13 protein-coding genes are annotated in these 13311 nt (G+C 70.5%); 9 read left to right on the forward strand and 4 right to left on the reverse strand.

The window, feature by feature from the left end; genetic code table 11:
- Nucleotides 1-502: 502 nt before the first annotated feature.
- Nucleotides 503-961 carry an Lrp/AsnC family transcriptional regulator gene (locus tag VA596_RS32205; RefSeq protein ID WP_323331982.1) on the reverse strand — a complete coding sequence of 153 codons (459 nt, stop codon included), beginning with the start codon at nt 959-961 and terminating at the stop codon, nt 503-505.
- Between the two features lie 111 nt (nt 962-1072).
- Between VA596_RS32205 and VA596_RS32210 the strand changes: the two genes are divergently transcribed.
- The 5 genes from VA596_RS32210 to VA596_RS32230 all read left to right on the forward strand — a co-directional run bounded on the left by VA596_RS32210 (nt 1073) and on the right by VA596_RS32230 (nt 6958).
- Nucleotides 1073-1501, forward strand: a complete 429-nt coding sequence (locus VA596_RS32210) for a rhodanese-like domain-containing protein (RefSeq protein ID WP_323331983.1) — start codon at nt 1073-1075, stop codon at nt 1499-1501.
- Nucleotides 1502-1520: 19 nt separating this feature from the next.
- On the forward strand, nt 1521-2270 hold the full coding sequence (locus tag VA596_RS32215; RefSeq protein ID WP_323331984.1) for a type 1 glutamine amidotransferase: 750 nt from the start codon (nt 1521-1523) through the stop codon (nt 2268-2270).
- 94 nt (nt 2271-2364) lie between these two features.
- Nucleotides 2365-3498: an inorganic phosphate transporter gene (locus VA596_RS32220; RefSeq protein ID WP_323331985.1), complete on the forward strand. Its 1134-nt coding sequence runs from the start codon at nt 2365-2367 to the stop codon at nt 3496-3498.
- A gap of 39 nt (nt 3499-3537) precedes the next feature.
- Nucleotides 3538-6516 carry a bifunctional [glutamine synthetase] adenylyltransferase/[glutamine synthetase]-adenylyl-L-tyrosine phosphorylase gene (locus tag VA596_RS32225; protein ID WP_323331986.1) on the forward strand — a complete coding sequence of 993 codons (2979 nt, stop codon included), beginning with the start codon at nt 3538-3540 and terminating at the stop codon, nt 6514-6516.
- Between the two features lie 10 nt (nt 6517-6526).
- Nucleotides 6527-6958 carry an acyl-CoA thioesterase gene (locus VA596_RS32230; protein WP_323331987.1) on the forward strand — a complete coding sequence of 144 codons (432 nt, stop codon included), beginning with the start codon at nt 6527-6529 and terminating at the stop codon, nt 6956-6958.
- Between the two features lie 2 nt (nt 6959-6960).
- Here VA596_RS32230 and VA596_RS32235 read toward each other — a convergent pair whose 3' ends face one another.
- Nucleotides 6961-7359 (reverse strand): ArsI/CadI family heavy metal resistance metalloenzyme, encoded by a 399-nt coding sequence (locus tag VA596_RS32235; protein ID WP_323331988.1) that lies wholly within the window; start codon nt 7357-7359, stop codon nt 6961-6963.
- A 74-nt stretch (nt 7360-7433) separates the two neighbouring features.
- Here VA596_RS32235 and VA596_RS32240 point away from each other — a divergent pair, with 74 nt between their 5' ends.
- A complete protein-coding gene (locus tag VA596_RS32240; protein ID WP_323331989.1) occupies nt 7434-7781 on the forward strand; it encodes a metalloregulator ArsR/SmtB family transcription factor in 348 nt (115 codons plus the stop codon).
- Nucleotides 7778-8185 (forward strand): arsenate reductase ArsC, encoded by a 408-nt coding sequence (locus VA596_RS32245; RefSeq protein ID WP_323331990.1) that lies wholly within the window; start codon nt 7778-7780, stop codon nt 8183-8185. Before VA596_RS32240 ends, VA596_RS32245 begins: the two co-directional genes overlap by 4 nt.
- A gap of 104 nt (nt 8186-8289) precedes the next feature.
- Here VA596_RS32245 and glnA read toward each other — a convergent pair whose 3' ends face one another.
- The gene (gene glnA / locus VA596_RS32250; protein WP_323331991.1) at nt 8290-9714 is read right to left on the reverse strand and encodes a type I glutamate--ammonia ligase; all 1425 of its coding nucleotides are present in this window, start codon (nt 9712-9714) and stop codon (nt 8290-8292) included.
- A 173-nt stretch (nt 9715-9887) separates the two neighbouring features.
- Here glnA and VA596_RS32255 point away from each other — a divergent pair, with 173 nt between their 5' ends.
- A complete protein-coding gene (locus VA596_RS32255) occupies nt 9888-10373 on the forward strand; it encodes an RDD family protein (protein ID WP_323331992.1) in 486 nt (161 codons plus the stop codon).
- Nucleotides 10374-10423: 50 nt separating this feature from the next.
- Here VA596_RS32255 and VA596_RS32260 read toward each other — a convergent pair whose 3' ends face one another.
- Nucleotides 10424-11152, reverse strand: a complete 729-nt coding sequence (locus tag VA596_RS32260) for a DUF4191 domain-containing protein (protein WP_323331993.1) — start codon at nt 11150-11152, stop codon at nt 10424-10426.
- Nucleotides 11153-11217: 65 nt separating this feature from the next.
- Here VA596_RS32260 and VA596_RS32265 point away from each other — a divergent pair, with 65 nt between their 5' ends.
- The gene (locus tag VA596_RS32265; protein WP_323331994.1) at nt 11218-13305 is read left to right on the forward strand and encodes an ATP-dependent DNA helicase UvrD2; all 2088 of its coding nucleotides are present in this window, start codon (nt 11218-11220) and stop codon (nt 13303-13305) included.
- Nucleotides 13306-13311 lie beyond the last annotated feature (6 nt).

Consider the following 13311-nt stretch of genomic DNA (forward strand, 5'->3'; position numbering starts at 1 on the left):
ATGGTTCTCCCGGCCGGGCCCTTTTCCTTATGCCTGCACACGGTTGTGTGTCGTCCCGGCAATCACGCGTGTCGACGTTCTGGTCACGTGTCGGCTTCCGAATCACACGTGTCGACTCTCCAATCACGCGTGTCGACTCTCGGATCACGGGTGTTGGCCTTCTGATCACAGTTGCCGGCTCGCTGGGTCACGCGGGCCGGCGCTCGGATCTCGCGAGTCGGGCCCCCCGTCGCGAGCGTCGGGCTCGCTGATCACGCGTGTCGACCGTTCAGCCACTCGAGCTGGCCTCCCGGCATCCAAGTAAGCGAGCTGGTCCTGCAGGCGCGGGAGCGGCCGGCCGGGTACACCAACCGGCAGTGCAAGGTTCGCGAGTTCCGCCTTCAATCACGCGAGACCCGCGCGGGATCACGCGAAACCCGCATCCCAACTCGGAGTGATGCCCGTCCAGTCACGGGTGATGCCCCGTGGATCACGTGAGATGCCTCTCCAGACACCCGATGCCTCAACCGAGGTCTTGCCGCCCCCGCCTAGCCAGCGGTCGCCGGCGCAGCGGTGACGACAGCACCAGCGATGTCGTCGTCTCCCCGTACCGCTGCACCTTCTCGACCAGCTCCTCCAGCTCCGCCGTATTCCGGCACAGGACCCGCAGGATCCAGCACTCGTCGCCCGTGATGTGGTCCGCGGCGATGATCTCCGGCAGGGGCAGGACCGCTGTCCGAAAGCGAGGGGTGTCCAGACTGCGCACCCGCGCTCGGACCAGGGCCTCGATCGGCAGGCCCAGCTTCGTCGTATCGACACTCGCTGCGTAGCCCGTGATCACTCCGCGTTCCTCGAGACGGCGGACTCGTTCCGTCACCGCCGAGCCCGACAGCGATACCCGGCGCCCGAGTTCCGTGAAGCTCAGCCGGCCGTCGGCCTGGAGGAGCTCGATCAGGTGCCAGTCGACGTCGTCGAGGTCCACCGTGATTCTCCCAACCAGGCAAAGACAGAACAGGGAAATCCCCGGCTGAACCGGGGCCACACCCCGATTCTGCCCTGTGTCCGCGACGCCGTGATCAGCAGGATTACGCCTATGACACGCACACTCGCCTTCCCCGCCCCGGCTCCCGCCGACGCCGTCGCCTACTTCGGCGCGGAGCTCGGTTTCGAGGTCGATCCGGACGACCTCGCCCGGGACCTGGACGCCGGCCGCACCGCCGGTTACGTCGTCGTCGAGACCCGGGCTCCGGAGGCCTTCGCCGCGGTGCACATTCCCGGCGCGGTCAACCTGCCCTACCGGGACATGACGCCCGACAGCACCGCTCACCTCGACCGCGACCTCGTTTACGTCTGCTACTGCGAGAGCAGCAACTGCAACGCCGCCACGAAGGGCGCGCTCAAGCTCGCCGAGCTCGGCTTCAAGGTGAAACGGCTCTCCGGCGGCATCACGAGCTGGATGGCCGCCGGCTATCCCGTCAACACAACGGACCAGGCGGCGGGCGGAATTCGCTGCGCCTGCTGACGCACCTACCCTGGAAGACGTGACACGACTGCTCATCATCCAGCCGGACGCCTCGGACCCGCTCGGCGCCCTCGGTGACTGGCTGACCGAGGCCGGCGCGGAGCTCGACGTCCGGCTGCTACCCGGGCAGGACCTGCCCGCCGATCTCGACGGTTACGCCGGTGTCGTCTGCCTCGGCGGCGGCATGGGGGCGGAGGACGACGCGAAGCACCCGTGGCTCGCCGACGTCCGGCGCCTGCTGGCGAAGGCGGCGTCGAGGCCGTTCCCGACCTTGGGGATCTGCCTCGGCGCCCAGCTGCTGACCGTCGCGACCGGCGGCCGCGTCGAGGTCGGCAAGGACGGGCCCGAGGTCGGCCCGCACCTGGTGTCGAAGAAAGACGCCGCGTGGACCGATCCGCTCTTCGCCGAAATGCCGCTCATGCAGGACGTCCTCCAGTTCCACAACGACGCGATCACCCGGCTCCCGCCGGGCGCCGAGCTGCTCGCCTCCGCTCCGCGCTACCAGCACCAGGCGTTCCGGTTCAACCGGTGTGTCTACGGTGTCCAGTTCCACATCGAGACGACACCCGAGATCGTCGAGAGCTGGGCCGCGGACGAGCCCGGGATGGCGGAGTTCGCCCGGCCGGGATCACTCGAACACGACAAGTTGATCACGGTGCACGACGACATCGCCGAGACGTGGCGTCCGTTCGCGCAGCGGTTCGTCCGATTGGCGTCCGGGGAGCTGCAGGCCGCCGCCGACAGTCAACGCTCGTTACCGCTGGCTTAACGGAAAGCGTCACCCTCCACAACGGGCTGTTAACAACCGACGTCACTCGTCAGGTACCTTGCGGGTAAGTCCCCACAAGGGTTCGGAGGTCGGGGTGGAGCCCTCGTTGCTGGTCGTGCTCGTCGTCGTCACGGCCCTGGTATTCGATTTCACGAACGGGTTCCACGACACCGCGAACTCGATGGCGACGTCGATCGCGACCGGTGCGCTCAAACCCCGGGTGGCCGTCGCGATCTCGGCGGTGCTGAACCTGGTCGGCGCGTTCCTGTCGGTCGAGGTCGCCAAGACGATCTCGAGCGGCCTGGTCGACGACACGAAGATCGGCCCGTCGATCGTGTTCGGCGGGCTGATCGGCGCGATCGTCTGGAACCTCGTGACGTGGTTCGTCGGGTTGCCGTCGAGTTCGTCGCACGCGCTGTTCGGCGGCTTGATCGGCGCCACCTGGGTTTCGGCGGGCGCCGACTCCGTCCACTTCGGAAAGATCGTCGAGAAGGTGCTGATCCCGGCGGCCGCGTCGCCGGTGATCGCCGGTGTCGTGGCGATGGCCGCGACGTACCTCGTGTACCGCTTCCTCGTCCGCAACCGGCCGGCCACGCGCGGGTTCAAGGTCGGCCAGATCGTCTCGGCGTCCCTGGTCTCGCTGGCCCACGGCACGAACGACGCGCAGAAGACGATGGGCGTGATCACGCTCACCCTCGTCACCGCCGGTAGCCTCCCGCCCGGCGCGGCCCCGCCCGTCTGGGTGATCGTCAGTGCGGCCTGCGCACTCGCCGCGGGCACCTACCTCGGCGGCTGGCGCATCACGCACACCCTCGGCAAGGGCCTGACCGACATCGAGGGCCCGCAGGGCTTCGCCGCCCAGACCAGCTCGGCGCTCGTCATCCTGGTCTCGTCGCGGCTCGGCTTCCCGCTGTCGACGACGCACGTGTGCTCCGGCGGGATCGTCGGCTCCGGCGTCGGCCGCCGCGAGGCGCCCGTCCGCTGGCGGATGGCCGGCCGGATGGTGCTCGCCTGGCTGTTCACGTTGCCCGCGGCCGCGATCGTCGGCGCCATCTCCGGCAAGATCGCGTCGCTCGGCAGCGCGGGCACCATCGCGGTGGGCGTGGTCGGGATCGGTGTGGGTGCCGGGATCTGGCTGCTTTCGCGCCGCCATCCCGTCACCGCGCACAGCTTCCAGGTCCCCGAGCCGACCCCCGCCGACACCGAGCCGGGACGCCTCGCCGCCTGAGCCGGAATCGGGCCGCCGCAGCAGCTACGGTGGTTCGTGATGGCAGACCGCGCGCGAACGACCGCTTCGGCGGCGAGGTACGGCTTCACCGACGCCCGTGCCGAGGGTCAGTTGCGCGCGGCCGGCTGGTGGGACGACGCCGGTCCGGTCGCCGCGGCGGCCGACGTGCTCTCCGCGTTGTCCCGCACCGCCGATCCCGACCTCGCGCTGCGCGGGCTGGACCGGATCCGCGAATCCGACGACGCCGAGTGGAGCCGGCTCGAAGAACAGCTCCGCGAGAACCGGACCTTCCGCGGCCGCCTGCTTTCCGTGCTCGGGACGTCGAGCGCGCTGGCCGACTTCCTGTGCGCGAACCCCGCGGAGTGGCACGCGCTCACCGGCAAGAAGAGCACGAACCCCGCCGAGTACCGGGAAGTCCTGCGCGCCGCGCTCGTGCGTGAGGACGGCTCGGTGATCACCGGGCTCGAGGCCGAGCACGTGCTGAAGGTCGCCTATCGCGGCCTGCTGCTCGGCATCGCCGCCGCGGACCTGGGGCACCTCGTCGAGGCCGGGCTCGAGCAGCCGCACTACGCCGAGGTCGCCGCGCAGCTGACCGAGCTGGCCGAGGCCGCGCTGGCCGCCGGGCTGGTGGTCGCCGAGGCCGAGGTCGGCGCGTCCGCCGAGGAGTCGCTCGCGATCATCGCGATGGGCAAGTGCGGTGGCCGGGAGCTGAACTACGTCAGCGACGTCGACGTCATCTTCGTCGGCGCGGGCGATCTCGGCGTCGCGACGCGGCTGGCGAGCACGATGATGCGCGTCACCGGGAAGGCGTGTTTCGACGTCGACGCGGCGCTGCGCCCGGAAGGCAAGGCCGGCGCGCTCGTCCGCACCCTCGAAGGCCACCAGAGCTACTACCTGAAGTGGGCCAAGACCTGGGAGTTCCAGGCGCTGCTCAAGGCCCGCCCGGTCGCCGGCGACGCCGAGCTCGGGCAGCAGTACGCCGAGATGGTGGCGCCGCTGGTGTGGTCGGCCGCCGACCGGGACAACTTCGTCGCCGAGGTGCAGCAGATGCGCCGCCGCGTCGAAGGGCACGTGCCGTCCGAGCACGCCGAGCGCGAGCTCAAGCTGGGCCGCGGCGGCCTGCGTGACGTCGAGTTCGCGGTGCAGCTGCTGCAGCTCGTGCACGGCCGGGTCGACGACGAGCTGCGGTCACCGTCCACGATGGACGCCCTCGCCGCGCTCGGCGAAGGCGGTTATGTGGGCCGGCAGGACGCCGCCGAGCTGGGCGCGTCGTACGAGTTCCTGCGCATGCTGGAACACCGGCTGCAGCTGCGGCGGCTGCGCCGGACGCACCTGTTCCCCGCGACGTCGGACACCGTCGAGCTGCGGATCCTCGCGCGGGCGAGCGGGATCAAGCCGGCCGGCGGCAAGAGCGAAGGCGAAGCGCTCCTCGCCGAGTTCCGCAAGCACGGCAAGGGCATCCGGCGGCTGCACGAAAAGATCTTCTACCGGCCGCTGCTGCAGTCGGTCGCGAACGTGCCGACCGAGGCGCTGCGCCTGACGACCAAGCAGGCCGCCAGCCGTCTGGCCGCGCTCGGCTACACCGCGCCCGACGGCGCGCTCCAGCACATCAAGGCGCTCACCTCCGGCGTCTCCCGGCGCGCCGCGATCCAGCAGGCGCTGCTGCCCGTGCTGCTCGACCTGCTCGCCGACACCCCGGACCCGGACGGCGGGCTGCTGTCGTACCGGAAGGTTTCCGAGGCCCTCGAAGACACGCCGTGGTACCTGCGGGTGCTGCGGGACGAAGGCACGGTCGTCGAACGGCTGGCCACCCTGCTCGGCACGTCGAGGCTGGTGCCCGACCTGCTGGTCCGCGCGCCCGAGGTGCTGCAGCTGCTCGGCGACCCGGCCCGGCTGCTGGGCCGGACGCCGGCCGAGGTGGCGACGTCGCTGCGGGCGGCCGTCCGGCGGCAGCCCGGGTTGAACGCCGCCGTGACGACGGCTCGATCCCTGCGCCGGCACGAACTGCTGCGCGTCGCGTGCGCGGACCTGCTCGGCCTGCTCGACGTCCCGGCCGTGTGCGCGGCGCTGTCCAGCGTCTGGGTCGCGGTGCTGCAGAGCGCGCTGGCGTCGGCGTTCCGGCAGCGCCAGGCCGAACTGGGCCGGACGCCGGCGCGGATCGCCGTCATCGGCATGGGTCGGCTGGGCGGCGCCGAACTGGGCTACGGCTCCGACGCCGACGTGCTCTTCGTGTGCGAAGCGAATGAAGGCGTCTCGGACTCCGACGCGGTGAAGTTCGCGTCGTCGGTCGCGGAGACCGTCCGGAAGATGCTGGGCGCGCCGAGCCCGGACCCGGCGCTGGTCGTCGACGCCGACCTGCGGCCGGAGGGGCGCAGCGGGCCGCTGGTGCGGACGCTCGAGTCGTACCGCGCCTACTACGCGCGGTGGGGTGAGGTGTGGGAGGCGCAGGCGCTGCTGCGCGCCCGGTTCATCGCCGGCGACGACGACCTCGGGCACCGGTTCATCACGATGATCGACCCGATCCGCTACCCCGAAAGCGGCCTGGACGGAACGAAGGCCCGCGAGATCCGGCGGATCAAGGCGCGCGTCGAGACCGAGCGCATGCCCCGCGGAGCCGACCCGACCCGCCACACGAAGCTCGGCCGCGGCGGCCTCGCCGACGTCGAGTGGACAGTGCAGCTCCTGCAGCTGCAGCACGCCGGTTCGGTTCCGGAGCTGCGGACGACGTCCACCCTGGACGCCCTGGCCGTGCTCCCCGGCGCCGGCCTGGCCGAGCAGTCGGAGGCGGATTCCCTGGCCGAGGCGTGGCTGCTGGCCACCCGGGTGCGCAACGCCGGGATGCTGGTGCGTGGCAAGGCCGTCGACGAGGTCCCGAGCTCGGGCCGCGACCTGGTCGCGGTCGCGCGGGTGCTGGGCCAGACCGCGGAGGACGACCCCGGCGAGTTCCTCGACATGTACCGCCGCATCACCCGCCGGGCGCACACGGTGGTGGAGCACCTGTTCTACGAGGCTGATTAAGGTGGGGCGCGTGACCGATCGAGAGCCGTTCCGGACCCGGATCAAGGTCCGCCACTACGAGCTGGACACCCTGGGCCACCTCAACCACGCCGTGTACCACTCCTACGGCGAGGTGTCGCGGCTCGAGCTGCTGGAGAAGGCCGGTGCCCTCGGCGGCCTGTCGGGTTTCGCGGCGGTGCTGCTCGAGTCCCACATCGTGTTCCGGCGGGAGATCCGCGCGAGCGAAGAGCTCGACGTGACGTGCGACGCGAAGTTCGGCAGCGGCAAGACGTTCTCGATGGACACGAACATCTACAAGGCCGACGGCACGCTCGCCGCGGAGATCACCTGCACGCTGGGGCTGATGGACCTGGAGCGCCGCAAGCTGGTGGCGGACCCGCGTGGCCGGTTCGCCGAGGCGGGCGCGGACCTGAAGCTGCTGTCCACCGCGGAAGGCGATTGACGTCAGGAGCAGCAGCCTTCGGCCCGCTCGGTCCGTGAGTCGGCCTTGACGGTGTAGACCTCCCACGGTTCCTGGCCGGGGCCGTGCACCCACACCTTGTCCTGCACGGCGTAGCAGCACGTGGTGTCGTCTTCGGTCAGTGTCTCCAGGCCTTCGCCGGTGAGGCGCTTGCCGGCTTCGCTGACCTGCTCGGTGGACTCGACCTCGACGCCGAGGTGGTCCATGACGGTCGCCTGGCCGGGTTCGCCCGCCAAGAGCACGAGCTTGAGCGCGGGCTCGGCGATCGCGAAGTTGGCGTAGCCGGGCCGGAGCTTGGCCGGCTCGGTGCCGAACAGCTTGGAGTAGAAGTCGATCGAGCCTTCGAGGTCCCCGACCCGCAGTGCGAGCTGTACACGTGACATCGCCGTCCTCCTTGGATAGATGTTCGTCAAAGCAGCAGATTGCTCCTTGTGTAGACGTCTGTCAACATAGACGTATGTCGAATCAGCTGAGTGCCTGCTGCTCGCCGCTCGCCCGCGAGCCGCTGACGGAGCCGCAGGCCGTAGAGCTGTCGAGGTTGTTCAAGGCGCTGGCCGACCCTGTGCGGTTGCGGCTGCTGTCGCTGATCGCCTCCCACACCGGCGGCGAGGCGTGCGTGTGCGACCTGACCGACGCGTTCGACCTGACCGGCCCGACCATCTCCCACCACCTGAAGGTGCTGCGCGAGTCCGGCCTGATCACCGGCGAACGCCGCGGGACCTGGGTGTACTACCGCGTCCACCCCGAGGTGCTGGCCCGGCTGTCGGCGGTGCTCGTCCCCGGCGACGCGGTCGTCACGTCGTGACCACCCCGGAGGTCCTGTTCGTCTGCGTCCACAACGCCGGCCGCTCCCGGATGGCCGCGGCTTTGCTGCACCACCACGCGGCCGGCCGCGTGGTGGTCCGCTCCGCGGGCTCAGCCCCGGCGGACGAGATCAACCCGGCCGTCGTCACGGTCATGGCGGAGCTCGGCATCGACGTCTCCCGCGAGTTCCCCCAGCGTCTGACGACCGAGGCAGTCGAAGCGGCGGACGTCGTGATCACCATGGGCTGCGGAGACGCCTGCCCGATCTTCCCCGGCAAGCGCTACCTCGACTGGCAGCTCGACGACCCGGCCGGCCTCCCAGCCGACCGAATCCGCCCGATCCGTGACGAGATCGACCGCCGCGTCCAGGCCCTGCTCGCCGAACTGGTACCCGGCTCCGCCTGACCGCGCCGGCCGGGACACAAAGAACGGGACGGCGGCCGGGGCTTTCCCCTCGGCCGCCGTCCCGTGTCAGGGAGGCCGTCAGCTGACGGCCCGGCTAGCGTCGATCACACGTCGTAGTACAGGGCGAACTCGTACGGGTGCGGGCGCAGGCGCAGCGGGTCGATCTCGTTCTCGCGCTTGTACGAGATCCACGTGTCGATCACGTCCGGCGTGAACACGCCACCCTCGAGCAGGTAGTCGTGGTCGGCTTCCAGCGTGTCGAGGACCGTGCCCAGGTCGCCCGGGACCAGCTTGACGTTCTTGGCCTCCTCGGGCGGCAGCTCGTAGAGGTCCTTGTCGATCGGGTCCGCCGGCTCGATCTTGTTCTTGATGCCGTCGAGCCCGGCCATCATCATCGCCGAGAACGCCAGGTACGGGTTGCCCGAGGAGTCCGGGCAGCGGAACTCGGCGCGCTTGGCCTTCGGGTTGTTGCCCGTGATCGGGATGCGGACGCACGCCGAGCGGTTGCGCTGCGAGTACACCAGCGAAACCGGGGCCTCGAAGCCCGGGACCAGGCGGTGGTAGGAGTTCACCGTCGGGTTCGTGAAGGCCAGCAGGCTCGGGGCGTGCTTGAGCAGGCCGCCGATGTAGTGGCGCGCCGTGTCGGACAGGCCCGCGTAACCGGACTCGTCGTGGAACAGCGGCGTGCCGTCCTTCCACAGCGACTGGTGGCAGTGCATGCCCGAGCCGTTGTCGCCGGCGAGCGGCTTCGGCATGAACGTCGCGGTCTTGCCCGCGGCGAACACGGTGTTCTTCACGATGTACTTGAACAGCTGCAGGTCGTCCGCGGCGTGCAGCAGCGTGTTGAACTTGTAGTTGATCTCGGTCTGGCCGGCGGTGCCCACCTCGTGGTGCGCGCGCTCGATCTCGAAACCGGAGCCCGTCAGGTTGCGGACGATGTCGTCGCGCAGGTCGGCGAAGTGGTCGACCGGCGGGACGGGGAAGTAGCCGCCCTTGAACTTCGTCTTGTAACCCTGGTTGCCGCCGACCTCTTCGGTGCCGGTGTTCCACCAGCCCTCGACGGAGTCGATCTCGTGGAACGAGGCGTGCTCGGCGGAGTCGAAGCGGACCGAGTCGAAGATGTAGAACTCGGCCTCGGGGCCGAAGTACACGTTGTCGGCGACGCCGTACTCCGCGATGTACTGCTCGGCCTTGCGCGCGATGTTGCGCGGGTCGCGGCTGTACGCCTCACGGGTGAACGGGTCGTGCACGAAGAAGTTCAGCGAGAGCGTCTTCGCCTTGCGGAACGGGTCGATGCGCGCCGTCTCGGGGTCCGGCAGCAGCAGCATGTCCGATTCGTGGATCGACTGGAAACCGCGCACCGAGGAGCCGTCGAACGCGAGTCCCTCTTCGTAGGCCTCTTCGGTGAAGGCCTTGGCGGGGACCGTGAAGTGCTGCATCACGCCGGGCAGGTCACAGAACCTGACGTCGACTACCTCGACGTCTTCGTCCGTGATGAGGCGCTGGATGTCGTCTGGAGTAGTGGGCACCCTCGGTGACTCCTTCTCGTTCGAGCTCGTGCGGCAGTGCTCTCTTCGGCTCACGCTAAAAGCGCGGTGTTGCCCGACCGTCACCCGTATGTTTCGCGGGTGTTAACGGAGGGTCGATATCGGGTATCCGACCAGGTGGGATGTGCTCTGCGCCACCGGCATACCCTGGACGGGTGGCGAGATGGACCGGCGAATGGCTGCCCGGCACCGGTGACGGTGCACAGAGTACCGACGAGGGTGGATCACGCTGGCCGGGTGAACGGCTCGGCCTGCCCGAGTCCGGCGTCGGCTCGGCGGCGAGCGGCGGGTCCCGGCTGCTCGGGCTGATTGTCGACCTCGTGATCGCGGCGCTGGTCACGGCCATCTTCGTGCGCCCGGACCTGCAGGACCCGGTCGCCATGCAGCACTTCAACCTGTGGTCCGGCGGCGTCTGGGCGGTCATCTCCGTCGTGTCCGCCGGCTTCTTCGGCTTCACCCCCGGCATGGGCGTGGTCGGCGTCCGCGTCGCGCGGCTCGACGGCGGCACGCTGGTCGGCCCGCTGCGGGCGCTGGTGCGGGCGGTGCTGACGTTCGTGCTCATTCCGGCCGCGGTTCGCAACGCCGACGGCCGCAGCTGGCTCGACCGGCTGACCGGCACCGTGGTGATCAGACTGCGCTGAAACGGCGAAAGGCCCCGTCCACCGGACGGGGCCTTTCTCGTCTGCGCGGGTCAGCGGCGGCGGATCGTGCGCTGGACGTTGCGCATCTTCGCGCCGGCGGGCATCGGGCCCTTCGGCATCGCGGCGCCGCGGTTGCCGAGCGCGGCCAGCTTCGCCTCGAGGGCGTCGACCTGGGCCGGCTTGAGGTTGCGCGGCAGCTTCATGAGGAAGCCCTGCAGCTTCTTCAGCGGGATCTGGCCCTCTTCGTGGCCGATCGTCACGTCGTAGATCGGGGTGTCGCCGATCAGCCGGGAGACGCGCTTCTTCTCCTGGGCGAGCAGCGTCTTGACGCGGTGCGGCGCACCCTCGGCGACGAGCACCACGCCCGGGCCGCCGAGCACGCGGTGCACGGCGTCGAGCTGGGTCGTCGCGGCGACGGTCGGCGTCACCTTCCACTTGCCGCGGAGGTTCTCCAGCGCCCACGCCGCCGCGCCGGGCTGGCCGTCGGCCTTCGAATAGACCGTCTTCTGGACACGACGGCCGAAGATGATCATGGCGAGGAGCGCGCCGAGGATGATCCCGAGCGGGAGCAGCACCCACTGCGAGTCGAAGAAGAAGCCGATCCCGAAGGCCACACCTGCGACGACGACGATGGAGCCGACCATCCAGGGGATGAGCCAAGGGTCTTCCTTGCGCTGCATCTTGAAGGCCTCGAAGAGCTGGCCACGCCGGGCCTTGCTCGCCGCGCGCTTCTCCTTCTTGGCCTGCTTGGCCGCTTCCTTGTCCTGCTGTCCCGCCATATGACCAGGATACGGCCGCGTGCCCCTGCCCGGATTCCCCGTCCCCCTCTGCGAGGATGCGGGACGTGACTGGCGTACTTTCCCCGAAGAGCCGCACCCGTCTGCTCGATGGTCTCGACCCCGAGCAGCGCGCCGCCGCCAGTGCCCCGAGGGGGCCGGTCTGCGTCCTCGCCGGCGCCGGCACGGGCAAGACCCGCACGATCACCCACCGCATCGCCCACCTGGTCATGTCCGGGCACGTTTCCGCTGGTCAGGTGCTCGCTGTCACGTTCACGACGCGGGCCGCGGGGGAGATGCGCGCCCGGCTGCGCGGCCTCGGCGTCGACGCCGCGCAGGCGCTGACGTTCCACGCCGCGGCCCGCCGCCAGCTGCGGTACTTCTGGCCGCGCGTGGTCGGCGACCGGCCGTGGGACCTGCTCGAAAACAAGTTCCGCTACGTCGGCCAGGCCGCGACCCGGGCCAAGCTCGGCACCGAGATCGAGGTCCTGCGCGACCTGGCGAGCGAGATCGAGTGGGCCAAGGCGTCGCTGATCACCCCGGACGACTACCCGGCCGTCACCGCGCGCCTCCAGCGGGACATCCCGGCCCCGGCCCCGCAGGTCGCCGAGGTCTACCGCAACTACGAGCAGCTGAAGACCGCTGCGCAGGTCCTCGACTTCGACGACCTGCTGCTGCACACGACGGCGGTGCTCGAGGAGCACGGCGTCGTGGCCGAGGAGTTCCGCGACCGCTATCGGTGCTTCGTCGTCGACGAGTACCAGGACGTCACGCCGCTGCAGCAGCGCCTGCTCGACGCGTGGCTCGGCGGCCGCGACGACCTGACGGTGGTCGGCGACGCCAACCAGACCATCTACTCCTTCGGCGGCGCGTCGCCGAAGTCGCTGCTGGAGTTCACGCGGCGCTTCCCGGAGGCGACCGTCGTCCGGCTCGAGCGCGACTACCGGTCGACGCCCGAGGTCGTCTCGCTGGCGAACCAGGTGATCGGCGCCGCGCGCGGCCGTCCCGCCGGTTCGCGGCTGAAGCTGATCGGCCAGCGCCCGCCGGGCCCGCAGCCGCGGTTCGCCGAGTTCGACGACGAGGCCGTCGAGGCCGGCGCCGTCGCGCGCCGGGTGCGCGAGCTGCTCGACGGCGGCGTCGCGGCGAGCGAGATCGCGGTGCTCTACCGCGTCAACGCCCAGTCCGAGGCCTACGAGTCGGCGCTGGCCGAGGCCGGCATCCCGTACCTGGTCCGCGGCGGCGAGCGGTTCTTCAACCGGACCGAAGTCCGGCAGGCGATGTCCGCGCTGCGTGCCGCGAGCGGCGAAGGCAGCTCCGACCTGGTCACGACCGTGCGCTCGGTGCTCTCCCGCGTCGGCCTCACCGAGTCGCCGCCCGCCGGCGGCGCGGCCAAGGAGCGGTGGGATGCGCTCCTGGCGATCGTCGAACTGGCCGAGGAGCTCGCCTCGACGGTGGCCGACGCGGACCTGCCGCGGTTCAACACCGAGCTGGACCAGCGCGCGGCGGCGCAGCACCCGCCGACCGTCGAGGGCGTGACGCTCGCGTCGCTGCACGCGGCGAAGGGCCTCGAGTGGGACGCGGTGTTCCTCGTCGGCCTGGCCGAGGGCACGATGCCGATCATGCACGCCGACGGCGACGAGGCGTCGATCGAGGAAGAGCGGCGGCTGTTCTACGTCGGCGTCACCCGGGCGCGTGAGCACCTGTGGCTGTCGTGGGCGCTGGCCCGCACGCCGGGAGCGCGCCGCAACCGGCGGCGCAGCCGGTTCCTCTACGGCCTGATCCCGGAGGACCACCCGGCGGCCCGGGCCGCGCGGTCGCCGCAGAAGCCCGCGGCGCCGGTGAAGACGCGCTGCCGGGTGTGCGGCGGCCCGCTGCTGGAGACCCTCGACATCAAGCTCGGCCGCTGCGGCCGCTGCCCGTCGTCGGTGGACGAGAACCTGTTGGAGCGCTTGAAGTCCTGGCGCGCCGACCGCGCCAGGGAGCTCAAGGTGCCGCCGTTCGTCGTGTTCACGGACGCGACGCTGATGGCCGTCGCCGAGCAGCGTCCGCTCGACGAGGCGGCGCTGGTGTCGATCTCCGGGATCGGCGCGACCAAGCTCGAACGCTTCGGCACCGGGATCCTCGGCGTCGTCCGCGCGTCGGCTTCGGAGTCCTGAAGATCC

The sequence above is a fragment of the Amycolatopsis heterodermiae genome (assembly GCF_034929455.1).
Lineage (GTDB): Bacteria > Actinomycetota > Actinomycetes > Mycobacteriales > Pseudonocardiaceae > Amycolatopsis > Amycolatopsis heterodermiae.

Coding starts and splice junctions, on each gene's coding strand:
- VA596_RS32240 (WP_323331989.1), top strand. CDS start 7,434: ATGTCGAATCAGCTGAGTGCCTGCTGCTCGCCGCTCGCCCGCGAGCCG.
- VA596_RS32260 (WP_323331993.1), bottom strand. CDS start 11,152: ATGGCGGGACAGCAGGACAAGGAAGCGGCCAAGCAGGCCAAGAAGGAG.
- VA596_RS32235 (WP_323331988.1), bottom strand. CDS start 7,359: ATGTCACGTGTACAGCTCGCACTGCGGGTCGGGGACCTCGAAGGCTCG.
- VA596_RS32210 (WP_323331983.1), top strand. CDS start 1,073: ATGACACGCACACTCGCCTTCCCCGCCCCGGCTCCCGCCGACGCCGTC.
- VA596_RS32225 (WP_323331986.1), top strand. CDS start 3,538: ATGGCAGACCGCGCGCGAACGACCGCTTCGGCGGCGAGGTACGGCTTC.